This is a genomic window from Pseudoalteromonas sp. SR41-7 (genome assembly GCF_014163935.1).
GTDB classification, from domain to species: domain Bacteria; phylum Pseudomonadota; class Gammaproteobacteria; order Enterobacterales; family Alteromonadaceae; genus Pseudoalteromonas; species Pseudoalteromonas distincta.
The window spans coordinates 1-25,591 of sequence record NZ_JACJEF010000009.1 but is presented as its reverse complement, the minus strand read 5'-3'; the positions used below and the strand labels follow the sequence as shown (position 1 = coordinate 25,591).

General features: G+C 38.3%; 22 protein-coding genes and 2 tRNA genes. 13 read left to right on the top strand and 11 right to left on the bottom strand.

The features are described 5' to 3' along the window. Window positions 1-161: 161 nt before the first annotated feature. The 3 genes from H5092_RS13200 to H5092_RS13190 all read left to right on the top strand — a co-directional run bounded on the left by H5092_RS13200 (window position 162) and on the right by H5092_RS13190 (window position 4,648). The gene (locus tag H5092_RS13200; RefSeq protein WP_182733678.1) at window positions 162-2,531 is read left to right on the top strand and encodes an EAL domain-containing protein; all 2,370 of its coding nucleotides are present in this window, start codon (window positions 162-164) and stop codon (window positions 2,529-2,531) included. A gap of 410 nt (window positions 2,532-2,941) precedes the next feature. Further along, window positions 2,942-3,829, top strand: coding sequence for a LysR family transcriptional regulator (locus H5092_RS13195; RefSeq protein WP_002961689.1), 888 nt, complete (start codon window positions 2,942-2,944; stop codon window positions 3,827-3,829). 54 nt (window positions 3,830-3,883) lie between these two features. Beyond that, window positions 3,884-4,648 carry a YdcF family protein gene (locus H5092_RS13190; RefSeq protein ID WP_182733677.1) on the top strand — a complete coding sequence of 255 codons (765 nt, stop codon included), beginning with the start codon at window positions 3,884-3,886 and terminating at the stop codon, window positions 4,646-4,648. Window positions 4,649-4,662: 14 nt separating this feature from the next. Here H5092_RS13190 and H5092_RS13185 read toward each other — a convergent pair whose 3' ends face one another. Continuing rightward, window positions 4,663-5,415 (bottom strand): Nif3-like dinuclear metal center hexameric protein, encoded by a 753-nt coding sequence (locus tag H5092_RS13185; RefSeq protein ID WP_182733676.1) that lies wholly within the window; start codon window positions 5,413-5,415, stop codon window positions 4,663-4,665. A 150-nt stretch (window positions 5,416-5,565) separates the two neighbouring features. Between H5092_RS13185 and H5092_RS13180 the strand changes: the two genes are divergently transcribed. Beyond that, window positions 5,566-5,907 carry a hypothetical protein gene (locus H5092_RS13180; protein WP_002961684.1) on the top strand — a complete coding sequence of 114 codons (342 nt, stop codon included), beginning with the start codon at window positions 5,566-5,568 and terminating at the stop codon, window positions 5,905-5,907. Between the two features lie 138 nt (window positions 5,908-6,045). Here the strand turns inward: H5092_RS13180 and H5092_RS13175 are convergent, their stop codons facing one another. From H5092_RS13175 to H5092_RS13155, 5 genes are all read right to left on the bottom strand, one after another. Next, entirely contained in the window at window positions 6,046-9,225 is a 3,180-nt protein-coding gene (locus H5092_RS13175) for an amidohydrolase family protein (protein ID WP_182733675.1), read from the bottom strand. Window positions 9,226-9,330: 105 nt separating this feature from the next. Continuing rightward, on the bottom strand, window positions 9,331-10,155 hold the full coding sequence (locus H5092_RS13170; RefSeq protein WP_024595522.1) for a M90 family metallopeptidase: 825 nt from the start codon (window positions 10,153-10,155) through the stop codon (window positions 9,331-9,333). A gap of 188 nt (window positions 10,156-10,343) precedes the next feature. Beyond that, window positions 10,344-10,982, bottom strand: coding sequence for a chloramphenicol acetyltransferase (locus H5092_RS13165; protein WP_182733741.1), 639 nt, complete (start codon window positions 10,980-10,982; stop codon window positions 10,344-10,346). Window positions 10,983-11,118: 136 nt separating this feature from the next. After that, window positions 11,119-12,159, bottom strand: a complete 1,041-nt coding sequence (locus tag H5092_RS13160; RefSeq protein ID WP_182733674.1) for a Glu/Leu/Phe/Val dehydrogenase — start codon at window positions 12,157-12,159, stop codon at window positions 11,119-11,121. A 430-nt stretch (window positions 12,160-12,589) separates the two neighbouring features. Beyond that, window positions 12,590-14,116, bottom strand: a complete 1,527-nt coding sequence (locus tag H5092_RS13155; protein ID WP_007375888.1) for a fumarate hydratase — start codon at window positions 14,114-14,116, stop codon at window positions 12,590-12,592. A gap of 155 nt (window positions 14,117-14,271) precedes the next feature. Here H5092_RS13155 and pabB point away from each other — a divergent pair, with 155 nt between their 5' ends. The 3 genes from pabB to H5092_RS13140 all read left to right on the top strand — a co-directional run bounded on the left by pabB (window position 14,272) and on the right by H5092_RS13140 (window position 17,690). Then, complete coding sequence (pabB, locus tag H5092_RS13150; RefSeq protein WP_182711550.1) at window positions 14,272-15,630, top strand: aminodeoxychorismate synthase component I; 1,359 nt, start codon at window positions 14,272-14,274, stop codon at window positions 15,628-15,630. A gap of 6 nt (window positions 15,631-15,636) precedes the next feature. Beyond that, complete coding sequence (locus tag H5092_RS13145; RefSeq protein WP_024594770.1) at window positions 15,637-16,212, top strand: CoA pyrophosphatase; 576 nt, start codon at window positions 15,637-15,639, stop codon at window positions 16,210-16,212. A gap of 101 nt (window positions 16,213-16,313) precedes the next feature. Next, a complete protein-coding gene (locus tag H5092_RS13140) occupies window positions 16,314-17,690 on the top strand; it encodes an L-serine ammonia-lyase (RefSeq protein WP_182733673.1) in 1,377 nt (458 codons plus the stop codon). A 75-nt stretch (window positions 17,691-17,765) separates the two neighbouring features. Here the strand turns inward: H5092_RS13140 and cysB are convergent, their stop codons facing one another. Then, window positions 17,766-18,743: an HTH-type transcriptional regulator CysB gene (gene cysB / locus H5092_RS13135; RefSeq protein ID WP_182733672.1), complete on the bottom strand. Its 978-nt coding sequence runs from the start codon at window positions 18,741-18,743 to the stop codon at window positions 17,766-17,768. A 324-nt stretch (window positions 18,744-19,067) separates the two neighbouring features. Between cysB and H5092_RS13130 the strand changes: the two genes are divergently transcribed. Further along, window positions 19,068-19,826 carry a hypothetical protein gene (locus tag H5092_RS13130; protein ID WP_024594743.1) on the top strand — a complete coding sequence of 253 codons (759 nt, stop codon included), beginning with the start codon at window positions 19,068-19,070 and terminating at the stop codon, window positions 19,824-19,826. 73 nt (window positions 19,827-19,899) lie between these two features. On the opposite strand, the gene H5092_RS13125 is transcribed toward H5092_RS13130, so the two are convergent. Further along, the gene (locus H5092_RS13125) at window positions 19,900-21,192 is read right to left on the bottom strand and encodes an NCS2 family permease (protein ID WP_002961426.1); all 1,293 of its coding nucleotides are present in this window, start codon (window positions 21,190-21,192) and stop codon (window positions 19,900-19,902) included. A 118-nt stretch (window positions 21,193-21,310) separates the two neighbouring features. Here H5092_RS13125 and H5092_RS13120 point away from each other — a divergent pair, with 118 nt between their 5' ends. The 3 genes from H5092_RS13120 to H5092_RS13110 all read left to right on the top strand — a co-directional run bounded on the left by H5092_RS13120 (window position 21,311) and on the right by H5092_RS13110 (window position 23,026). Next, entirely contained in the window at window positions 21,311-21,775 is a 465-nt protein-coding gene (locus H5092_RS13120) for a tetratricopeptide repeat protein (RefSeq protein ID WP_182693823.1), read from the top strand. A 298-nt stretch (window positions 21,776-22,073) separates the two neighbouring features. Beyond that, the gene (locus tag H5092_RS13115; RefSeq protein ID WP_002961428.1) at window positions 22,074-22,508 is read left to right on the top strand and encodes a SulA-like leucine-rich domain-containing protein; all 435 of its coding nucleotides are present in this window, start codon (window positions 22,074-22,076) and stop codon (window positions 22,506-22,508) included. 38 nt (window positions 22,509-22,546) lie between these two features. After that, complete coding sequence (locus tag H5092_RS13110) at window positions 22,547-23,026, top strand: YchJ family protein (protein WP_182733671.1); 480 nt, start codon at window positions 22,547-22,549, stop codon at window positions 23,024-23,026. A 74-nt stretch (window positions 23,027-23,100) separates the two neighbouring features. On the opposite strand, the gene H5092_RS13105 is transcribed toward H5092_RS13110, so the two are convergent. From H5092_RS13105 to H5092_RS13095, 3 genes are all read right to left on the bottom strand, one after another. After that, window positions 23,101-24,018: a diguanylate cyclase gene (locus H5092_RS13105; RefSeq protein WP_138489334.1), complete on the bottom strand. Its 918-nt coding sequence runs from the start codon at window positions 24,016-24,018 to the stop codon at window positions 23,101-23,103. Window positions 24,019-24,211: 193 nt separating this feature from the next. Further along, window positions 24,212-24,514: a DUF6172 family protein gene (locus tag H5092_RS13100; RefSeq protein ID WP_002961433.1), complete on the bottom strand. Its 303-nt coding sequence runs from the start codon at window positions 24,512-24,514 to the stop codon at window positions 24,212-24,214. Window positions 24,515-24,693: 179 nt separating this feature from the next. After that, entirely contained in the window at window positions 24,694-25,221 is a 528-nt protein-coding gene (locus H5092_RS13095) for a VC2046/SO_2500 family protein (RefSeq protein WP_033021584.1), read from the bottom strand. 112 nt (window positions 25,222-25,333) lie between these two features. Between H5092_RS13095 and H5092_RS13090 the strand changes: the two genes are divergently transcribed. Together H5092_RS13090 and H5092_RS13085 are read left to right on the top strand one after the other, a co-directional pair. Then, window positions 25,334-25,418: transfer RNA gene (locus H5092_RS13090), tRNA-Tyr, on the top strand. A 49-nt stretch (window positions 25,419-25,467) separates the two neighbouring features. Further along, a tRNA-Tyr gene (locus tag H5092_RS13085) sits at window positions 25,468-25,552 on the top strand. The last annotated feature ends 39 nt before the right edge of the window (window positions 25,553-25,591 follow it).

Below are 25,591 nucleotides of genomic sequence, written 5' to 3'. Positions count from 1 at the left end.
ATGCTATTAGCTTATTGTAATGATTTATGATTAATTAAAACTCGCTATATTAAAACTTTACAGAGTATTGAAACCACTCATCGCTTTAATTTGTACAAAAACTCAAGATTAGGTTAACTTAACTGTGAATTTAAAAATAACAAGAATAATATAAATTGCCTATGTCTTATAAAACTGATGCGACTAGAGCGCTTGAGATAAAAACTGATCAACTAAGTATCATTAATCAATTTTCATCTAGTCTATTGCAACTCGATACATTAGAAGAATTGTTTGAGTATGTTACAACACACGTTGTAAATCGCTTAGGGTTTGTTGATTGTGTCATATATCTAGCTGACAATAATGCAAATACATTAAACCAAGTTGCATCAATGGGTATTGCACACGCGCGGGACAAATATCAAGCGGAACGTAAAATAATACGTTTTAGTGAAGGTATAACGGGCGCTGTTGCAACGACCGGAAAAGCGGTAATTATTAACGATGTAACGACAGACAGCCGTTATATCGCTGATGAACGCCCTGCTCAATCAGAACTATGTGTTCCCCTTATATATAAAGAACAAGTTTTAGGTGTTATTGATTGTGAGCACCCAATCAAAGGTTATTTTACCAATGCACACCTTGAAATTCTTACAACAGTTGCTCACTTACTCAGTGCCAAGATTAACCAGGTTAATACAGTAAACAACTTACAAAAAACAGTTGAGCAACTCAACAATGCACAAAAATTAGAAAACAGCTTATTACAAATAGCTAACCTAACTTACAAAGCGAATGACCTAGATACATTTTTTAAAGCCTTGCATTCAATCATAAATAACTTACTTCGAGCCGATAACTTTTTTATCGCTCTATACGACAAAAAAGTAGATATACTTGACCTCGTTTACATAGTCGAAGAAGGCATAAACACTAAAACTCATCAAAAAATATCTAAAGAACAACTTAAAGATACCGCTTCATATTACCTTCTAAAAACAGAGCAAACCCTATTACTTAACAAAGATGCCTTTCAAAGTCACATTAATAACGGTGATTTTAAAATGGTAGGTCGGCAATCTGAGTCTTGGTTAGGTGTTCCATTTCAAACAAGTGATCGTATAAGCGGGGTTATCGTTGTACAAAGCTACGATAAAACACTGCATTACAACGAACACGATAGTGCTCTTCTAACGTATGTAAGTCGCCAAATAAGTATGGCAATTGATAGGCAATTAGCCCGCCAAGAACTTGAGCACAAAGCATTACATGACGGGCTTACAGGCCTTGCTAACCGCTCACTACTTATTGAACGTATAAAACATGCTATTTTACGTTTAACGCGTGCTAAAAAGAGTACTAGCCATGCCCTGTTGTATCTAGACTTTGACCGTTTTAAAAGTATTAATGATTCGCTCGGGCATGAAGTTGGGGACCACTTCCTTATAAAAATATGCGACTTGATTAAAGGTACAGTACGAAGCACGGATACATTTGCACGTTTAGGCGGCGATGAATTTGCAATTTTTATGGAAAACATCACGCATAAAAACCAAGTTAATGAAGCTTTAAACCGCATTAAAAACGCATTATCAAAACCTTTAAATATAGATAACCACTTACTCCAAGCATCAACGAGTATTGGGGTTGCCTATACAGATAACGTAAACGACGAAGCTTATATATTACTGCAACAAGCCGATGCCGCTATGTATGAAGCTAAGTCAACCGGACGTGGTCAGGTAAAGTTTTTTAATAACACGATGCGTAAAAAACTTAAAACCCATGCCGATATAGAAAACGACTTACAACACGGTATTGAACACAACGAGTTTGAACTTTATTTTCAACCAATTTTCACCATTACTACCAGTGAAGTTATCGGCTTTGAAGCACTTGTTCGTTGGCATCACCCTACAAAAGGGTTTGTACCCCCTAATGACTTTATACCGATAGCTGAAACTACAGGGCAAATTATAAATCTTGATTTACATTTACTTGATTTGGCGGCCCAGCATATTTCAAATTGGCACCAACAAGGCCATCGCTTTTTAAAAGTCACCGTTAATGTATCGTCACGACACTTTGCATGCCTCGATTTTGTAGCGCAAATACATTCCATTTATAATAAGTACCAATTACCTCTTGGTTCTTTATGCTTAGAAATTACCGAATCTGGCTTAATAGAAAATCTAGAACTCGCCACTCAAATAATTGAAGGTCTTTCACCTTTAAAAGTAAAATTATGTCTTGATGATTTTGGAACAGGTTATTCAGCACTAGGCTACTTGCACCAACTGCCTATTCATATTTTAAAAATAGATAAAAGCTTTATTGACCATCTACAGGATTCTACTAACCCACTTGTTGAAGCCATTTTATCACTTGCGCAATCATTAAAACTTGAAGTTGTAGCTGAAGGAATAGAAACAGTTGAACAATTAACTATTTTGCAATCCACCGCGTGCGACTATGGTCAAGGCTTTTTAAAATCAAAACCTGTCACTGCCAAAGAAGCCATATTACTAATTAATAAACCCTTATAAAAAGAGCCAGCGAGTAGGTCGCTGGCTTAGGTATTACGCATATACTCTCCCATTGAGCTAAACTTAAGCTATAAGGCAAAACGACTCTATTTTTTAAAGCACAATCTAAAGTAAGCATTCAACAAACCTCACCTCATACCGTTATCAGCATGGTTAAAACTCACGCTGAGCTAAAACGCACAGCAATCGTTATATTTAAAATACAACATGAAGCAAACTCATCTAAAACTCATCAAACCAGTTTTCAAATGACTTTTATCATTACTAACTCTAATATTTTCACGATTCATAGCGATAAACTGCAATAAAACGCATAATTTTAGCCATCTAGACGTTGAAACGTTTTTTATATAGGCGTAGTATGTAATTAATCTGAGCTGAACTCACTTTTCCCATGAGAATTTTTAAAGATGATTGGTATTAAACATTTAAAAACCATAGCAACCCTAAAAGAAACAGGATCTTTGGTTAATACTGCACGAGAGTTATTTTTGACACAGTCTGCTTTATCTCATCAAATCAAAGATTTAGAGAATAAATTGGATTGCCAATTATTTGAGCGTAAAACTCAACCAGTCCGCTTTACCCCTCAGGGAATGCTATTACTTGAATTAGCTCACGAAATATTGCCAAAAATGGAAGCGACTAAATGTCGTTTAAAAGAAAGCTTAAACCAGCCTATTTCTCAACTACGTTTGAGCGTGGAATGCCATGCATGTTTTCATTGGTTATTACCTACTATTAAAGAATTTAATAACTTTTGGCCTGATATAAAAATTGATTATGAACGTGGCTTTAGTTACGACGCTATTCCTGACTTACTAAGCGATGAGCTCGATTTAGTTTTAACGTCTGACATACGCGAACCCGACACATTAGAATACGCGCACTTATTTGATTTTAAATTGAAGCTTATTGTGGCACCGGATCATGAACTTGCTAAAAAAGCGTATGTAACAGCGCTTGATTTAAAAAACGAAACTATTATTTCATACCCTATCCCGCGAGAACGCCAAGATATATTTAAGCATTTCATTCAAAATGCACGTTTTGACGGTACATTAAAAACGGTTGACCAAGGATTACTTATTTTTCAACTAGTAAGTGCCGGCATGGGCGTTGCCGCTTTACCTGATTGGCTAGTTACACCTTATGAAAGCCAAGGCTTAATTAAATCAATTCCTCTGGGCGCTCTTGGCCTTACTCGTCCTATGTATTTAGCGATGAAAAAAGACATGAAAGATAACCCTGTTTATCGTCACTTTTTAAATACGTGTAAGCTAAATAACGGTCGATAATCATCAATATAATAAGTAATATCGCTGTAATTAACTCTACAGCGTTTAACTCTTATGTTTGTTATTAAAAAAATGATTGGTGGTTTACTTATGCCACTGCCTCTATTTGGTTTATTTGCGTGCCTGATGCTCCCACTGGCATTTAAAGGCCGCAAATCAGCCCTCTTCTTGTCTACTTTAAGCTTAATTGTATTACTTGCATTGAGCACCCCCTTTATCGCCAATTTAATTATCCAAAATAATGAACCAGCGTCGCTTGCATTTAATACTCTAAAGCATCCAAAAATAGACAAAATAGTTGTACTAGGTTGCGATATAAACCCAAATCCTGCACTCAGTGCTAATAATCAATTAGGTAATTGTGCGCTAACGCGCTTAGTCGAAGGTGTAAAACTGGCAAAGCACTACCCTAATGCAGAGCTTATAGTTTCAGGCGGGGGTTATAAAAATACCACTAATAGCGGGCTTATGTATCAAACGGCAATTAGTTTAGGCGTTAATAAGAGCCGTATTTTACAAAATCCAAAAGCAATGGACACAGGTGAAGAAGCTAAATTACTGGCATCAAAATTAGTCGACTTTAAAGTTGCACTAGTAACATCTGTACTGCACATGCCCCGTGCCAAAGACTTATTTAATGCTCAAGGTATTGAAGTCATAACCGCAGCTACTGATTATCATAATTTTGCTGCACTTCCATGGAGCAAGCAGTTTATTCCCAATGCTCATGCCTTACTTGTGGTTACGCAATACAGTCACGAAGTAGTAGGAAATATATGGATAAGTTTGCGCCGCTGGATAGATCCAGAGGCGCTGTAACTTATATAGCCTAATTAAACTGGGTTATCTATGTCTATAAATGTCACATCAAAACCATGCTCTTGAGCAAGTAACTCACCTAGTGCTTTTACACCATAGCGCTCTGTTGCATGATGCCCGGCTGCAAAAAAATCAATGTTTTGCTCACGAGAACTATGAATTGTCTGCTCCGATGCTTCACCCGTTAAATAAGCATCAATGCCTTGCTCTGCCGCTAAGTCAATATATCCTTGCCCACCACCAGTACACAGTGCAATGGTTTCTATTTTAGCTGAGCGTACTAAGCTTGTGAGCGGGGTTCGATTAAGCACTTTTGCAATTTTATCTGCAAAATCTTCACCACTTAATGGTGTTTTTAAACGCCCTTTCATTGCTACGCTATTTGAAGTTGGCTCTAACCCTGTTTCAATTTCAATATCTAATAACTTTGCAAGTTGTGCGTTATTGCCAACGGCTGGATGAATATCGAGTGGTAAGTGATAGCCGAATAAATTAATATCGTTTGCTAGTAGTGCGCCTATGCGACGCTTTTTCATACCCGTTATTGGTTGAGATTCCCCTTTCCAAAAAAAACCATGATGAACCAAAATAGCATCTGCTTGTTGCTCAATGGCAGCTTCTATTAAAGCTTGACTTGCGGTTACACCCGTCACAATTTTTTTAATTTCGTTTGTACCTTCGACCTGTAAACCATTTGGGCAAAAATCTTTTATTAAATGAGGTTTCAAAATGTCATTTAGGAGTTGGTTAAATTCTCTACGTTGCATACAACTTACCTTACTTAGCACTGAATTTTGTGCAAATTTTGGCGTTTATAGGCCTAAAATGGAAGGAAAATCGCAAAAAATTGAAAAACTGTTTTAAAATAGGTATAAATACCTCTTCTTTATCTGTGTTCACAACGTATAGGGTCTCTGATGAGCAAACTAGACAAAACAGAAGTGTTATCTGCCTTTGAAGCAGCGTACGAAACTGCCAATGGTAAAAAACCTGAAATCACAACCAAACCTGGTTGGTACAGCATTGATGGCGGTAAAAATTTACGCCTAGCTGACGTAGCAGAGCTTACTAAAAAATTAAACTCTGGTAAAACAACTAAAACGAAAAAACCAAAAGCAGCTGCTCCTGTTAAAGCACAGAAAAAAGCGCCATTCACTGTTGTTACCGAAAATGAAGAAGGTTACACAGCGGAAGAACTTTGGATTGTAATTTTAGCTCGTAAAGATCATGACTGTCGCTTACCGCGCGGTGTTGTTTAATCAACATTTATGATTTTTAAAAGAAACCGCGTTAAGCGGTTTTTTTATATCCGTTATTTGCCAAAAACATAAAGCTTTATAAGTTGTGTAAGGCTAAAAAAAGCGGCTATGTAGCCGCTTTAAAAAGTTTAAAATAAATTACAGTTCTTCAAAATAAAGTGGTTCGCGTTCTTTTTTACCCACTTCATTCATTGTCTCTGCATTGAATAGTCGACCATTGATCATGGTGTAATCTACTTTATCCGAATCTCGAATATTTTTAAGCGGATCGCCATCTATAACCATTAAATCAGCCAGTTTGCCCACTTCAAGCGAGCCTACGTTTTTATCAAGCCCTAAATACTTAGCCGGATCGAGTGTTGAAGCACGTATTGCCTCAAGCGGTGTCATTCCGCCTTGTGCGAACATCCACATCTCCCAGTGTGCACCTAAGCCTTCACGCTGACCGTGCGCACCTAAGTTAACTAATACACCTAGGTCTTGCAGCTCAGCAGCAACGCGTGCGTTATTAAAGTGATTATAGTGATGATCGGGCGCTTTAATGCGGCGCATAGAGCGTGGTAATAATTGATTTTTTGGCACAAATTTACTTAAACGCGGGTGATTCCACACATCAGTTTTATCATACCAGTAGTTCTCACCCCAAATGCCACCATAAGCCACTACAAGTGTTGGTGTGTAACCAACATCACTTTGCGACCATAACTGCTTTATATCGTCGTATATGTTCTCTACAGGGATTGAGTGCTCAATACCTGTGTGTCCATCTACAATCATACTTAAGTTATGTTGTAATAATGAGCCACCTTCAGGGACAACCATCATTTCAAGTTCACGGCCTGCTTCAATAACTTGTTGGCGCTGCTCTCGGCGTGGCTGGTTATACGATTTAACACTAAACGCCCCTACTTTTTTAAGGCGCTCTAAATGAAATTTAGCATCGTCTAACGAGTCAATATGCGACGTATAACCTGGCATATTTGCGCCATATAAAATAGTACCGGTTGAGAAAATACGCGGGCCAACAATCATGCCTGCCTTTTGCATTTCGCTTGCGGTAAATATTTCAGAGGTATCGTTTGATGGATCGTGAATTGTAGTTACACCCAGCGCTAAACCTGCAAAGTTTTTCCAGTTTTGCTCAGGTATAATTTCACCGCTTGCTTGCGAGCCATGTGCATGAGCATCAACAATACCAGGCATAATTGTTTTGCCTGTTACATCAATAACCTCAGCACCTTTAGGGATGCTTATCTCGCTGGCTGTACCAATTGCTTTAATATGCTTGCCATCAGTGATGATTACACCATTTTCAATAACCTTTTCGCCATCCATAGTTATAATTTTTGCACCAGTGAGCGCAATCATGCCTTTAGGCTCTGCCATTTTTTTACTGAAACCGATATTATCGCCACTTTTCACTTTAAAGTCGGCATCTTCGGCTTTGTTAATAGCAAACATCCCCTCAAGGCTTGCATGATAAAGCTCTGGCCCTAATGTCCAATAAAGTTTGTTGCTCTTAGCACTCCAGCTAATGTTTTCACCAGCACGTACCGATAACTGCTCTATTGGAAATTGACTGTCTTTAGGCCCAATATTAATTGTTTTACCACTTTGAACAAACGGCGTTACAAATACTTTAAATCGCTCAGCAAAAGCCAGATATTGTCCATCTGGTGATACTCTAAATTCAGTCGCATGCTCTGACTCGTACAGTTTGCGAACTTTTTTACTTTCAAGCTCTACTACGCTAAGCGTTGGTTTTGGCCAAGGACTCATTATAAAAACGCGATCGTTTGCATCTCCAAATTGTGGTTGATAACCACTTTTTGAAATAAGCTCACTTTTACCGCCTTTTGCGCTTACGCTATAAACCCCCGGATTAAGTGACCATTTAGGGTTTAAAATACTGCCGCCAGTAGCTTTTCGATAAACAACCGTTTTACCATCTGGGCTAAAAGTTGGCTCTACATACTTGCCTGGCTGCGTTGTAATGGTATTGCCACGGCCACTGCGCGCAGACACAACCCTCACAGACCCTTGTTTGTTATCATCCCATGTGGTGAAAACTATTTTTTTACCATCGCGAGAGTACTGTGGAAATAATTCGTAATGATCTGTTTGCTTTGTTAAACGCTTAATTTTACCCGACTCTAAATCACGTTTATAAATATGCCCAAGCGCTTCAAATATTGCCGTTTCGCCATCTGGGCTTACTTGCACATTACGCAGCATTTTTACATCAAACTCATCAGTATCTAAGTTTTGTGTAAAGCGCACCGCTTTTTGAATTTTTTTACTTGTTTGCACTTTAAAAGGAATGGTTTTTACAGATTTGTCTGCAACATCTAGCTTGTGAATTGTACCGCCAGCCCAAAATACCAGTTCTTCATTATCGGGTGTCCATGCAATGGTTGGGTACACACCATGAATAGCCCAGGTTTCTTGCATATCTCGCTCAAGCTTATCGTAAAGCTTAGTGTGCTCACCGCTGGTTAAGTCATATAAATAAAGACTAGTTTGAAAATCATCACGCTTTATATACGCCAGTTTTTTTCCATCAGGTGACGGTGTAGGCCTAATAGCACCGCCCATCGTATCGATTATGGTTTCAATTTCACCCGTTTCACGGTCGTAGCGCTTAATTTTATAAATGCCCGCTACAGAATCTTTTGAATAATGAAAGGTTTTACCGGGTGTAGCATCATGCGAAAAGTATACATAACGACCATCCGGTGAAAACATTGGCTCACCTAAATCTTTTTGATCGTTCTCGCGTTTTGTAAGCTGTACGCCCTTGCCACCCGCTTTGTGATACAACCACACTTCACCGGCACCTAATGAACGGCTAGCTGTAAAGTGTTTACGTGCAACTAAATAGTCACCATCAGGACTCCATGCAGGGCTATTTAGTAATCTAAAGGTTTCATCGGTAACAGCGTGTTGATTTTCGCCATTTAAGTCCATAACCCAAATATTATCGCCACCACCTTGATCAGAGGTAAACGCAATACTTTTACCGTTAGGACTAAAACGAGGTTGCATTTGCCATGCAATATCAGAGGTGAGCTTTGTAGCTGTACCACCACTCATTGGCATAGTGTAAATATCGCCAAGTAAGTCAAACACCACGGTTTTACCATCAGGGCTAATATCTATATTCATCCATGTGCCTTGCTCAACGCTAATTGCAGCGTCAACAAATTGCCCTTTTGGTGAATCTACTTGCCATTTTTGTTCGTCTTTTTCGGCGGCATTTGCCTGCCCTATCGCTAATGACACCGACAGCGCCAATACTGTATGAAGCATTTTTTTCATGCGTTTCTCGCTTGTTATTGTTGCAGTAAAAACTATTTCACATGATTGCAACAAAAACAAACCCAACTTGCCAGCGTTATATGATAAAGCGCGGTTTATGTAGGTTTAATGCCAAACAATAGGGTCAAATTGGTAGTAATTAACTAGCATGCTATAAATTTCAGGATCGTATCGGCGAAGCTCTGCGGGTTTTTCGAGAAAAGTTTCGGTGAGTACAGCAAAAAACTCAGCTTCGTTAGTCGCACCATAGCTGTGAATAACATGCGGCATGCTATAGGCAACATGGCTTTTTAACTGAGTGAAAGCGCGACTAAATACTCGGCCCCACTCTTTGTAATCTGCTGAGCTTTTTAAAATGGGTGTGCCCGTTGTTTTACCTGTTTCCTGATCAAGTTGATGCGCAAACTCATGAAAAACTAAATTATGTCCATCACTTGGCAAGCGGTTACCCTCAAGCACATCATGCCAACTGAGTACAAGCGTGCCGCCAGGCCATGACTCGCCTAGTCTTACCGTATTGTGGTAACTCACAAGTCCTGCACTATCGCGAGTTGATTGTGGGGCGTAATAAGCACTGGGGTATAATAAAATTTCTTTTACATTTCTATATAACGGCCACGGTTTATTAAGCACTAATACACACGCATCGGCGGCAACAATTAACTTCATTGCAGACGTTAGCTTTAAGCCATCACAACCGACAAAGCGTTTTTCATTTAAAAACCACGTAATATGTCGCTCTAACTTTTCTCTGTCGGCATCGGTCATTTTTTTATAGATGGGCATGCAACGCAGTAAAATATCTTTTTGCTGCGAATTTAAAGCAAAGTCTTTATATTTACTGCGCCATAATCGGTTTTGAATTGATGGCCAACGCCAGAAAATCACCACAAAAAGAATTAAAACAACAATTAACAGTCCATTTATCATGGGGATTTCCTGAGCTAAGGTATGGTATATAAATATGTCCAGCACACGTGCTTTTCAAGCATATAAGGTTATGTATTTGAATAAAAAGTAATTCACATCGCATTGCTTATAGATTACTTATAGATTACTTATAGATTACTTATAAATTGTTTACTGCCTTGCACTGCCGTTAAATGATGTGTTTAAAGTTAACCTTTGCAAAAGGAGTCAAATGTACCCTGCAATGTGTTTATAAATTTCGCTACATGCAAACCATCCATTAATGAGTGGTGTACATCGATAGCTAAAGGCATTGTACCTGTGTGTTTATCAAACTGACCAAATACAAATTTAGGAATGCCTAAACTCTCCCCTTCACTAAATGCATGCGAAAACGCACTAAAATTCAGCCACGGCAAAACAGATATATGAATTAAGTCGGCCTGCCCTTCTGTTTGAGCAAATGCATCAGAAAATAACGGCTGTAATTTCGCTTTTTTGCTTACGTCACTTGCATGATTTGCAAACTCTTTAAAATCGCTTGCGCTGTTAAAATAACTAAAAACAAACGTATTGTTTTCAGACAACTCAACCACACTTGCGCGAACACTATTAAGTAACCATGGTTGATTATCTATTATACGTAGCATTATTGAATCGTACTCATGGCACGCTTTTAAGGTGCAATATACATACGCTTGAAAAAAAGAAAATTGATTGGTTTTGCAATAGTCGTAAAGTGCTTGAGCATCTAAACGCACACACACATTAAAATAAGGCTGAGAAAAGTGTTTAAATAATTCAAAGTGTTGCTTTCTAGGCCAATTATCTAAATCGATAGGCTGCATGAGAGAAGTTGAGGGAGTCATAATTTGCCGCACAAAATTAAAAATAAAGTGTACCGCTGTTCAGTAACAATTGCATTAACTTACAGATAAACAAAAGGTGTGCAATTGCACACCCTTATATAAATTAGAACTTAGATCACAGACCGTTTTTAATGATCTCTTGCGCTAATTCGTCAGCAATTAAATGCGTTGATTTTTGCTCTTTTTCGCTACGGGCAAAGATTTCAGTTAACGTATTAAAAATACCTTCAACATGTTTATTAGACGCTGCTGCACTGTAACCATCTGGCGCTGTTTCGTAATAAACATTAATAATACCACCGGCGTTAATTACGTAATCTGGTGCATATAAAATGCCTTTTTCACGAATAACTTCACCATGGCGAGATTCTGCCAGCTGATTATTAGCACAGCCTGCAATAATAGTCGCTTTTAAACGCGGTATAGTTAAATCGTTAATAGTTGCGCCTAGTGCACACGGTGCATAAACATCAACATCTAAGTCGTAAATGTCATCAATGCCAACCGCAGTTGCGCCAAAATCACTTACTACACGGTCAATGGCAGCTTGGTTAATATCAGTTACAAACAACTCAGCGCCCACATCATGTAAATGTTTACATAAACCATAAGCAACAGCACCTAAACCTTGAACAGCCACTTTCACACCTGCAAAATTTTGATGGCCACGTTGATGCTGTAGCGCTGCTTTAATTCCTAAAAAAGTACCGTATGCTGTAAATGGCGATGGGTTACCGCTTTTACCTTCAAGACCCAGTACGTAATTAGTTTCTTTATTCATAATAGCTACATCAGCACATGTGATGTTTACATCTTCTGCTGAGTAATAGCTGCCATTTAATCGCTCTAACTGGCGGCCAAATGCACGGAATAATTGCTCAGATTTAATTTCTTTCGCATTACCTATAATTACAGATTTACCGCCACCAAAGGGTAAGCGCGCAACTGCATTTTTATAAGTCATGCCCTTTGATAAACGTAGCACGTCATAAACAGCATCTTCGTCGTTTGCATAATCCCACATTCTACATCCGCCAACTGCAGGACCTAGGTTGGTATTATGTACAGCAATAATTGCTTTTAAACCCGACTCTTCATCAGAACAAAAAACCACTTGTTCATGGTTATCAAATTCAACTCGATTAAACACAGCCACTTAAAATACTCCGAAATAGTTAACCCGTGAGAGGGTATGCGCGCTGGAAATTGCCGAGACTTTATCACTTCATATACGTGTTCGCTATACTCACAGATGATAAAACCAATGAAAACATCAAGATTAAATTAAATAACCGGATTAAAACTATTGAATAGATAAAAAATTCACAAAATCGTCATTTGTAAGTTTTAAATACTATGAATATAAGAATCTCACTAACTTACGTTTACGTACACGTAACACAGCGATTGCATGTAAAGTTTAATATACAAGTGCTACTTGCCCGACACGTACTGCTGCCTATAGATTTTCAGTAAAAAGTGAGCTTTTTCGCAAACTGGTCAGAGCTGTAAACTTACTAATAACTCTATTTAAAAAAACAAAAAAGCGAGCACTAGGCTCGCTTTTTAAAAATACAAAACATACGTTATTTTAGCTTGCTATCAAGCTCTTCAATTTTAGCTTTCCAGATAGCAGGGCCTTGTGTATGCGCATTGGCGCCTTCACTGTCTACTGCAACAGTCACTGGCATATCTTCTACTTCAAATTCGTAAATAGCTTCCATACCTAAATCTTCAAAAGCTACAACACGCGCTTTTTTAATCGCTTTAGATACTAAGTAAGCTGCGCCGCCTACAGCCATCAAATAAACAGATTTATGCTCTTTAATAGACTCAACAGTCGCAGGGCCACGTTCAGCTTTACCAATCATGCCTACAATGCCTGTTTTTTCTAGCATCATATCGGTAAATTTATCCATGCGAGTGGCTGTTGTAGGGCCAGCAGGACCTACTGCTTCATCGCGTACCGCATCCACAGGGCCTACGTAATAAATAAATTTATTATCAAAGTCTACGCCCTCAGGTAAACCTTCACCTGAGTTGATCATATCTTGCAAACGTTTATGCGCTGCATCACGACCTGTTAAAATAGTACCCGAAAGTAAAACGGTTTCACCCATTTTCCATTCTTGAACATCTTTTTTAGTCAGTGTATTTAAATCAACACGACGTGTGCCTTCGCCCACTTCAAATGTTACTTGTGGCCAATCTTCTAGTTTAGGTGCTTTTAAATTAGCAGGGCCAGAACCGTCAAGCGTAAAATGTACATGGCGAGTTGCCGCACAATTTGGGATCATTACTACAGGTTTTGAAGCTGCATGCGTTGGTGCTGTTTTAATTTTAACATCAACAACCGTTGTTAAACCGCCTAAACCTTGTGCGCCAATACCTAATTTATTAGCACGGTCAAAAATTTCTAAACGCAGTTTTTCTTCAGTTGTCTCTGCGCCGCGTTCCATTAATTCATGGATATCAACCGGATCCATTAACGACTCTTTAGCCATTACTGCTGCTTTTTCAGCCGTACCACCAATACCTATACCTAGCATGCCTGGCGGACACCAACCAGCACCCATTGTTGGTAGTGTTTTTTCTACCCATGCAGCAACATCATCTGACGGGTTTAACATAACCATTTTACTTTTGTTTTCAGAGCCGCCGCCTTTAGCCGCAACCATTACTTCTACTTTTCCACCCGCTACTAAATCAATATGCACAACCGAAGGCGTATTATCTTTAGTATTTTTACGCGTACCAGCAGGGTCTGCAACAATAGATGCACGTAAAGGGTTATCTGGATTCAAATATGCACGACGAGTACCTTCATCAACCATTTGTTGAACGGTTAAATCTGTTTTATCCCACTTAACATCCATACCTACTTTAACAAAACAGGTAATAATACCGGTGTCTTGGCAAAGTGGACGCTTGCCTTCAGCCGACATGCGTGAGTTAATTAAAATTTGTGCAATGGCGTCTTTAGCCGCTTTACTTTGTTCTTTGTTGTACGCTTTTTCGAGTGCTTGAACAAAATCAAGTGGGTGATAGAACGAAATATATTGCAATGCATCTTCAATGCTATCAATAAAGTCTTGCTGACAAATTGTACTCATAGTGGTTCCTTAAGTTACCGTTACGCGTTGTCGCGTAATCTAAATCAAACCGGTGACGGTGGTTTGCACTGTTTTTTGCAGCTTAGTGCTGCCAAAAAATTTGACTTATGATACCCTCCCAGCCCGTTTCGAGCCAGTTCTTAAAGGGGCAGTAAATGCTAAACAATAAAAAAAATTGTATTAAATTAGGCATAACACAAAACTGCATTGACGTTTTTGCGCATTTTTCACATTTGCCTTATGCAATTCTATTAGATTCTGCAAATAGTAATCATATAAACAGCCGTTTTGATATTGTTGCTATTGAGCCGCAAAGTACCCTTGAAGTAAAAAATAATAAAAGCTTTTTAAATAATATAGAAAGTAGTGATAACTGCTTTGAAATTATGAATAATGAGCTTTCGCATCTTGCTAAAACAAAAGCCGATTACGATTTACCCTTTAACGGCGGCTGGCTTGGCTACTTTGGCTACGACTTAGGGCGTACAATTGAAAACATCCCCACTCGTGCTATTGAAGATATTAATCTTCCCCAAATGGCTATTGGTCTTTACTTAGATGCCCTTCTTTACGACAAGCAGCAACAAAGCTGGTTTTATGTATCGCAGCCAAACACCGATCGATTAGCGCTTTATGAGCAATACTTAAATACACACGCTAACTCCCAAGTTAATACGCAGTCCTTTGCCCTAAACAGCGACTGGCAATCAAATATGAGCGAAACGGAATACGCTGCAAAGTTTGCCCAAATTGAGGAGTATCTAAAAAGTGGCGATTGTTACCAAATTAATTTAGCACAGCGCTTTAACGCTCAGTTTGAAGGCTCCCCTTGGGCAGCTTATATTAAACTGCGTGAGGCAAATAAAGCGCCATTTTCGAGCTTTATAAATCACCCTCAAGGGGCAATTTTATCAATTTCCCCTGAGCGCTTTATATCTGTAAATAATAACGTTGTAGAAACCAAACCTATTAAAGGCACTCTGCCGCGAAAAGCGGATGCGCTGGAGGATCAACGCCAAGCCCAAATACTCGCAGCATCAGCTAAAGATCGCGCTGAAAACGTAATGATTGTTGATTTACTGCGTAACGACTTAGGCAAAGTGGCAAAACCTGGCAGCGTTCACGTCCCTTCCCTTTTTGCTATTGAAAGCTTTCCGGCAGTGCATCATTTAGTAAGCACGGTAACCTCAGAACTTGATGAAGGCAAAACAGCGGTCGATCAGTTAAAAGCGGCTTTTCCGGGTGGCTCAATCACCGGTGCGCCCAAAATTAGAGCGATGGAAATAATTGAAGAACTAGAACCACATCGCCGCAGCATTTATTGTGGTTCAATTGGTTATTTAAGTGCATGTGGAAATATGGATACGAGTATCACTATTCGTACCTTGGTGTGCCACAAAGCGCAAATTTACTGCTGGGCAGGTGGCGGAATAGTAGCTGATTCTAAAGTCGAATTGGAATATCAAGAAACTTACGATAAAGTAAATAAAATCCTCCCTTTATTAAAACAGTAGGTCGCTTTGAATAGTGAACACATTATGGCGCGGTTTCTGTTAAGCCCTACAGCTGCGCCAAACCAGTTAAAAGACACGCGTAAAAAACGTGCTAGCGCTGTTATGCTGCCAATTATTGATATAGATAATCATGCACATATTTTACTGTGTAAACGCCCTACTTATTTACACCATCACCCTGGGGAGATTTGTTTGCCCGGAGGTAAGTTTGAAGTAAGCGACATTACCCTTCGCACCACAGCCCTTCGCGAACTAAAAGAAGAGCTAAATATTGCCCAAAGCAACGTTAATGTATTAGGTCATTTACCTGAGTATTCAACATTAACGGGTTTTAGTATTAGCCCCTATGTGGGTTTACTTAATAAAGGCACCACCTGGGAAAATGACTATAATGAAGTACAAGCGAGCTTTTTACTCTCGGTCACTGAGTTAAATAACGAAGCTAATTGGCAACCCTTACCTTTTCAACGATTTGGGAAAACGGTTATTTTGCAAGGTTTTAAAACACCACATGGTTTACTTTGGGGTGCGACTGCAAGCATTATAAAAAACTTTACAAAACAACTCGCCTTACCAGTTTAAATCTTCGTTATTAGTAGTTACACAATCACAATTCCACGTTATCATGCTCGACCGTTCAAAGAGCAGCTTCGTGCTGATAAAACAAAGTAGAGACACACATTATGATCAGTGCATTTGATATGTTTAGCATTGGTATTGGCCCTTCGTCATCACACACCGTTGGCCCAATGCGCGCATCACGCTTATTTGTTAATGACCTACAAGAACAACAATTATTAGCAAATGTTACCGATATTAAAGTAGAGCTTTATGGCTCTTTGGGACAAACAGGTGTTGGCCATGGATCGGGTAAAGCCGTAATTCTTGGTTTAGCCGGTTATGACCCTGAAACTATAGATGCAGATTTAGTCGACGACATTTTAGCGACCATCGAAAAAGATCAGGTTATTTATCTAAACAAAACACACAAAGCTAAGTTTCCAAAACAAGGCGCTATTGTTTTTCATCGTCGCAAAACGCTGCCTAAGCACTCTAATGCAATGGAAATTATCGCCTCAAACAAAGGCGAAAAAGTTTACAGCAAAGTATATTACTCTATTGGCGGTGGCTTTATTGTTACTGATGAAGAGTTTGAAAACGAAAAACAAGCAGCCCTTGATATTAGAGAAGAAAACCCAGCTCCTTTCCCTTTCAGTAGCGCAAAAGAGCTACTAGAGATGTGTAAAGAGTCAGGGCTTAGTGTTTCAAGCTTAATGATGAAGAACGAAAAAACACTGCGCACTGAAGATGAAATAAAAGACACGCTGTTTCATATTTGGAAAGTAATGATGGCCTGTATTGACCGTGGTATGCGTACCGAAGGCATCCTACCTGGCGGCTTAAAAGTAAAACGCCGTGCGCCCAGCTTATACTTAAAACTAAATATAGAAGTCAGTAACGACCCACTTCGTGCAATGGACTGGGTTGATTTATTTGCCCTTGCCGTAAACGAAGAAAATGCGGCAGGTGGCCGTGTAGTTACCGCACCAACTAATGGTGCTGCGGGTATTTTACCGGCTGTACTTATGTACTATCACACATTTGTGAAAGAAGTAGACCGCGATATAGCCACACGTTATTTATTAACGGCTGCTGCTATTGGTATTTTATATAAAAAGAATGCCTCTATATCGGGTGCTGAAGTAGGTTGCCAAGGTGAAGTTGGCGTTGCGTGCTCTATGGCTGCAGGCGCATTAACAGAAATTGTTGGTGGCAATGTTGTGCAAGTAGAAAACGCAGCAGAAATTGGTATGGAACATAATCTAGGCCTCACGTGCGACCCTGTTGGTGGCTTAGTACAAGTACCGTGTATTGAACGTAATGCAATGGGCGCGATTAAAGCAATTAATGCCTCACGTTTAGCTATTCGTGGCAGTGGCGAGCAAAAGGTATCACTTGATAAAGTGATTAAAACCATGCTTGAAACCGGCAACGATATGAAAACCAAATACAAAGAAACCGCTCGCGGTGGATTAGCAGTTAATATTATCGAATGTTAATCAGCTCGCTATAAAAAGAAAAAGCTGTCTATTTAAAATAGGCAGCTTTTTTATTGTTCGTTCAATGTAATCACCTTATTTAACCGGTAACTCTATATCTGCAAATAATTTATCTACATCCTCTTGGTTACGCATTAAACTTGCTCGCTCTACTCGCTCTTTAGTTAAGTGCGGTGCAAAACGTTCAATAAAATCATACATGTAAGTACGTAAAAAGCTGCCCTTTCTAAAACCAATTTTGGTCGTGCTTGCTTCAAATAAGTGGCTTGCATCAATACACACTAAATCGGTATCGCTCACTTGATCTATCGCCATTGAAGCGACAACACCAACTCCTAAACCCAGTCGTACGTATGTTTTTATAACATCAGCATCGGTTGCAGTAAATACAATGTGTGGCTCAAGTCCGTGTGCGCTAAATGCTTTATCTAACTCTGAGCGGCCCGTAAAACCAAATACATATGTAATGAGTGGATATTGGGCAATGTCAGCAACAGTTAAACTATTTGCCTTTTTAGCGAGCGGATGGTCTTTAGCAACAACAATACTGCGATTCCAATGATAACAAGGCAACATAACTAAATCTGAATACAAATGCAGTGCTTCTGTTGCAATAGCAAAGTCGGCATCACCGCGTGCTGCAGCATCCGATATTTGTTGTGGAGTACCTTGGTGCATATGAAGCGATACCGCAGGGTATTTTTTCATAAACCCTTGAATAACGTTAGGCAAAGCATAACGGGCTTGGGTATGTGTTGTGGCAATATTTAACTTACCTTGATCAGGTAACGTATGCTCATTAGCAACGGCTTTAATACCTTCTACTTTGGAGAGTATTTCACGAGAAATATTAATTATATCTTCGCCAGCACCGGTTACATGCGTTAAATGTTTACCACTGCGACCAAAAATTTGTACACCCAACTCATCTTCTAACATGCGTACTTGTTTAGAAATTCCTGGCTGCGAGGTAAATAAACTCTCAGCAGTCGCTGAAACATTTAATTTATGATTTTGTACTTCTACGATGTATCTGAGTTGTTGTAATTTCATGGCTGCAAATTTTAACGTTATTATTCATATTATTTATAAAGGCAATACCGCTTAAAACCAAGTGTTATTTACGTAAAATATCACTTTAGGTCTTTAGGTGTGCAATTATCTGATTAGAGCTCAAGGCTAGCATAATAAATATGCTTGAGGTAGCGATGTTTATTCAGCTTTAGTTTATAAGCCCTTAGGGTGACTACGGTTTATAAAGAGCTCAACCTATCAATTTTTTGGTGTATTTTTTAAGTTAATCGGCGCAAAGCTACCCTGTTAACGTATATTTAATGTAAGATTAAATAATTAGGTTATATATCCGAGAATTACACCATGATCGTTTCTATTATAATAGTGCTTATAGTTGCATTGATTGTGATTGCACTTTGGGTAAGTGCTGTACAACAACACAAAGAAAAACAAGAAGCGGAACGCCGCAAAGAGCTAACAAAACAAAAAGCTATAATAGAAGAAACAGAAGAAGCACTAATGAATAGTGCCAATATACCTCTTTCTGAAAATATAATCCGTGTATTGCAACGCCGTATTTACGAAGCATTAAACACGATGGTTACTAGTTCGCCAACATCCAAAGCACTCAAAAGCCGCTTAGGTGAGGCTAAAACGCACCTCACCAATGCAGTTCTAGACAACAGCAGTGAAGCCCTAACGCTACCGAGTAATGACAAGCAGCTTGTTGGCCTAATTCAAGGTATTAAAAAATTACGCTCAATTTTACGCTCTGAACATAATAAAGGACGTATTGATAGCCAAGTTTTTGTTTTAGAAGATAAACGTCTTGAAAAACTACAACTGCGTATTAATATCGAAAGCCAAATAAAACGTGGCTTATCTGCCCGCTCAGCGAGTATGGTTGGCTCAGCAAGGCAGTATTTTGAAAAAGCACAGGCAACGCTCAATGCAGTTACATACACCGATGAATATGTAACAACAAAACGCCAAGAAGTTGAAGGTTACTTAGAAGCAATTAGTGTTGAACTAAGAGCTTCTAATGCAAGCGCACTTAAAAAGAAAACAGAAGAAGAGCAAGACGACTTAGATATATTGTTTGCTCCTAAAAAGAAATGGTAATTCTTTTATAAAAGCATTAAAAAAGCCTGCACAAATTAAATTTATGCAGGCTTTTTTGTCTATTTGTTAGTCATTAAGACAAAAATGCAAACTTGAAAACAAACAAGGCTGTCAATATCCAAACACTAATACTGATTTGATCTTGCTTACCACACAAAACTTTAACCGCCGTATAAGATATAAAACCAAGTGCAATACCGTGCGCAATCGAAAACGTTAATGGTGTCATTAGTAATACTACAGTAACAGGAATTGCATCGGTCATATCATCCCAATTTACAAACTTTAAATTTTGTAGCATCAGTACAGCGACATATAAAATAGCACCTGCCGTAGCATAAGCCGGTACCATTTGTGCAAGCGGTGCAAAAAACATCATTAGTAAAAAGCAAATACCTACAACTACAGCCGTTAAGCCAGTACGTCCGCCAACAGATACACCAGCAACCGATTCTATATACGATGTAGTCGTAGACGTGCCTAGCATCGCACCTGCAATTGTTGCAGAGCTGTCAGCACTTAGTGCGCGCCCTAAACGAGGCATGTTACCTTTTTCATCAGCTAAACCAGCTTTTTGAGTGACCGCAACTAATGTACCCGAAGTATCAAAAAGATCGACAAACAAGAATGCAAAAATAACACTCATCATTGATATATCAAAAGCGGCGGCAAAATCTAGTTGCATAAAAGTAGGCATTATTGATGGTGGCATAGCCATAACACCGTGATATTCAACTAGCCCTAAACTTAGTGCAATGCCAGTCACTAATAAAATACTAATAAGTACACCGCTTTTAAAATCGCGGTATAAAAGCGCTGCAATTACAAAAAAGCTTAATATAGCCAATAATGGGCCTGGGGAAGTAATGTCGCCCAATTGCACTAATGTTGCTGGGCTTGAGACAATAATGCCTGCATTTTTAAGGGCAATTAAGGCTAAAAAAGCACCTATACCTGTTGCGATAGCTCGCTTGAGCACCAGAGGTATGGCATTAATAATCCATTCTCTGACTTTAAATAAGCTTAAAAATAAAAATATACAACCCGACATAAAAACAGCCCCTAATGCGGCTTGCCAGGTATAACCCATTCCTAATACGACGCCATACGTAAAAAAGGCATTTAGTCCCATGCCAGGCGCTAATGCTAATGGATAATTAGCCCACAAACCCATTATAAAACAGCCTATCGCAGCTGCTATACAGGTAGCTACAAATGCAGCCCCTTGGTCCATACCTGCCTCAGCAAGCATAGCCGGGTTTACAAATACAATGTATACCATAGTGATAAAGGTAGTTAGGCCAGCAACGCATTCGCGTTTAACTGTTGAGTTATTTTCGCTGAGTTTAAATAAGGCTTCAAACATAATAAACTTGTGATAGTAAAAAGTGACGAGATTTTAACATAAAAATTATCTTTTACAGGACATTTTACCTTGCTATATACTAAACTGTTAAAGTAGTTAAAATAATAAATGAACCAATATGCTTAAAACAACACCTTGTGAGCAAGACTTAGAGCAACAGCTAGACAACATTTTAGGTTTTGTTACTCAACCAGAAAGCAGCCCCGCGCCCATTGATAATAAAAAAGATGAGCAAAGTACTATTAATAAAGCCCTATATTATTTAAAAAATAATCAAGCTCCATTGGCTGCAAAATGGATGCGCCTTGCTGCAATGGCAGGAAACCATAGAGCACAGTTTTATTTAGGTTTATTTTTTGTAAAAGGTGAAGGCGTGCCACAAAGTGTATTTCATGCTGTAGCTTGGTTGAGCTTAGCGAGTAGCCAAGGATACGCACCTGCCACTGCAGCGGTTACAGATATACGCAAACATATCGAAACTAAGCGATTTAAAGATGCTCAATGTTATGCAGCAAGTTTGTACGAACAAATCCACCAACTCCAGTTTTCTCATATGATCCCTCGCACGAGTGAAGACACATAAACCAACTAAGTTATAAGTACTGTATACAGTGTTGAAAAATACTGTATATAGTTACAAAGATACTCCTACTCAGTATAAAACCCACAAATTAAAACATTACTCAAAAATTTATTTTTGAAATACCTTCTCAAAAACAAACCTATAACAAGTTGATTAATAAAGAATTATAGATTTAAAAATAAAAAACAATGATCAAAGGCTGAATAACTGTACAAATAAATAGCATAAAATGCTTGCACGAAAGCACTGTATAAACTACTGTATATGAATACTGTATAAAAACCCAGTGAGTGAAATTATGTTACAGCCTATTACCGTAAGAACAGTTAAAAGTTACCAACAAGACGAGCAAAGCGATTGCGTAAATTTGATCCAAATTGAAGATGAAATTTCAGCGACCTTTGAGCTTTTAAAAGTATTACACCAATACAATAGCTCTAATGCATGGACGTTACTAATTGCGCCAGATCATGTACCTAGCAAAGCTTTACTTGACTCATGCTCTATTGATACAAGCAAATTACTTGTTATTAGACAGAAGCACCTAGTAAATTTAGAGTATGTATTAAATTCTGCGTTACATAATGGAAACTTTGCAGCGGTAATTACCTGGACCGATATAGTTAATAACCAACTACTTACAAATCTATCGTTCGATTTAAGTAAAACGAATACAAAACTATACTGTTTTACTAAAAACGCTCAAACAACAGAGATACCACTCGCTCAATAAGCTTGTTAAACTAATGTTTTAGATTCTGTATTATTATTATGACTTCACTCAATACCACATTATGTTTTTGCAGCAGTGGGCACAATTATGCCGATTGCTGCGAGCCGCTTCACTTATCTGTAAAGCAAGCTGACACTCCTGAACAACTTATGCGCTCACGATTCAGCGCTTATGTTATTAAAAATGCAAAATATGTTTATCAAACCTACGCAAAAGAAAAACAAGCTGAGAATCCGGTTAAAAAAATCAATGATTTTGCTAACAGCTGTCGATTTATAAATCTTGATTTAATTGACTCAAGCCATGATGGCGATACTGGAACTGTAGAATTTAAAGCCCAATATTTTTATCAAAACTTATTTTGTGAGCTTCATGAAAAATCGCAGTTTAGTAAAGAAAACACTCAATGGCGTTATTTAGATGGCACTATATATCCTGTTGAAGATATTAAAGTAGGCAGAAATGATAACTGCCCATGCGGTAGCAATAAAAAGTACAAAAAATGTCATAGCATGTAATAAATAATCTTATTTAATATTTATCACCTAAAAGGTGTTTTTAAGTGGCAGAGTGATTTATTAGCTAACTAAACTTAAAAACACACTTTGTTACGCCCTTGCATTTTAGACTCATACATTTTTTCATCTGCGATCTGCAACGTGTTTTTGTTATTTACGTATGGTTGTAGGGTTGCACCGCCAATACTAATAGTCACAAAATCATATTCTGAATATTTGTGTAATATTCCTAAATCGGCCACATTCTGTTTAATTTTATCAGCAACACAAATTGCACCTTCAGTGCTTGTATGCGGTAGAACAACTACAAACTCTTCGCCGCCATAACGCGCAACAAAATCGGTTGGCCTTTGCAAACTATTAGTAATAGTTTGTGCTACTAGGTTTAACACCGTATCCCCCTGCACATGACCATAGATATCATTGTATTGCTTAAAATAATCTATATCGATGAGTAATAATGCATAGTCAACTTTTTCTCGTAAGGCGCTTCGTTCCATTTTAGAAAAATGTGCATCAAAATAACGGCGATTGAATACTTTAGTTAAATCATCTAAAAATACTTTTTGATTGAGTAAGTCGTGTTGTAATTTTAACGTTATATGGGCACGAACCCTTCTAAATAGTGTTTCTTTTACAATCGGCTTTTTAATAAAATCAACAGCTCCGGCTTCCCAACACTCTTCTTCTTCGTTTTCAAAGGATGTAACAAAAATAACTGGGATATCCTGTGTTTCAGTATTATTTTTTAATTTTAAACATGTATCAATACCACTCATTCCACCCATACTAATATCGAGTAGGACTATATCGGGTACATTTACATTACAAATTTCAATTGCTTCTTCACCACTTCCAGCTGTTGTCACATTAAAATGCTCAGATAATATTTTTTTTAATACGATTAAGCTTAATAACTGATCGTCAACTATAAGTACTTTAGAATTCTTTAAACTTAGTTTTAATTGATGGTCAGAGTAATTTATTGGCATAGTAAAAATGTTTTGTTTTTTTAATTAAAAACAGCCTATAGCATCACATTTTGTTATGCAAATGTTAATTAAGAGGGATTCTACTTATTGGTTATTAATAAAAATGCTTTTTAGTAAATCTTTATTGCATAAAAACAAAAAATGAGCCACTTGGGCTCATTTTATAACTTTGAATACTTAATTTAGTTAAGTATTATTCGTCATCATCTAAATCTAATTGCTGACGTTGAGCAGGTCGAGCTAAAATCTCTACATAGAAAGAGGTCAAACCTTGCTTTTCAATTTCGCCAATTTGGTTACTTAATTCAGCAACGTGCACAACTTGCGCATCTTCAGCTGTGTTACCAAACTTACAGTCAAATGCCCAATAGTCAGCATCTTCAGGTAGCGTTTTATTACGCTCTCTTTTCAAATATTTTTTCACTTCGTGCTTTGCAGCATCAACCATACGAGGGTATTTGATTTTCTCGTGATTTAGCGTGAATGTTTTCTTCATTACGTTCCTAATTACCTTGGTTTAATGATAATGGCATTTCATGTCATACCATTTGACGCCATTATAGCAATTGCATTTAATTTTTGGATGCTTTTTTTTCATTAAATCAATTATTAGCAAATATATAAAGCAGACCCGTTATAAAGCATATATTAACTGATGATTATTACAATCATATATCACACCGCAATAAGCTGAAGTGGTTGATGTATTGCATCACTATTAAGGCTGTCGTAAAAAGCAGCTGCATTTATAGGGGGATTCGCTAGTTGTGTTTGTTCGCTTTTAATTCTTCTTCTGACAGCAAGCTCACAGTTATCTATTATATTAAGTGGAATATGCTTATCATCATTTCTAATCGCAAGTGGTTCAGGGCTTAAGCACTGTCTTAGCTTAATACTTGTCATACCGCAGCGCTCCCCTTCTTGAGATATTAATGATGCATTAAACTGTCCAACCAACATATTGTATTCATCAGGGGCTAAAAGTTGCTTTGGACCTGCGCCAAATTGCTTTCTTAATGCCTCTTCTTCTATAACTAAATTATCTATTTCAGTTTTTGGTAAATGAAATTGGCTAAAGTCGAGTGCGTCATGTGACAGCATCGCTAATAGTAGAGAAAATTCGCCACGGCGATTTTCATGCACACTATTATTGAGCCTACTGTTTAACTGACTCTCTGTGATTAACAAATCATCTATTTGCATAGTCTTTAGTCGATTGTGGTAACTGATAGATATTTATCGGCTTTATTTCAATTTTCTTTAGCTTTTTTCTTTACTTAAATACGCAATTTGCTATTATCAGCGCCGTTGCATTGGAGGGGTTCCCGAGCGGCCAAAGGGATCAGACTGTAAATCTGACGGCTCAGCCTTCGCTGGTTCGAATCCAGCTCCCTCCACCACTTTTCTTACCGCTAAGTTAAGTGGGGCCAAATGCAATAAAATTAGTGTGGAGGGGTTCCCGAGCGGCCAAAGGGATCAGACTGTAAATCTGACGGCTCAGCCTTCGCTGGTTCGAATCCAGCTCCCTCCACCACTTTTCTACTATTCCTATATTCCTATATTCCTATATTCC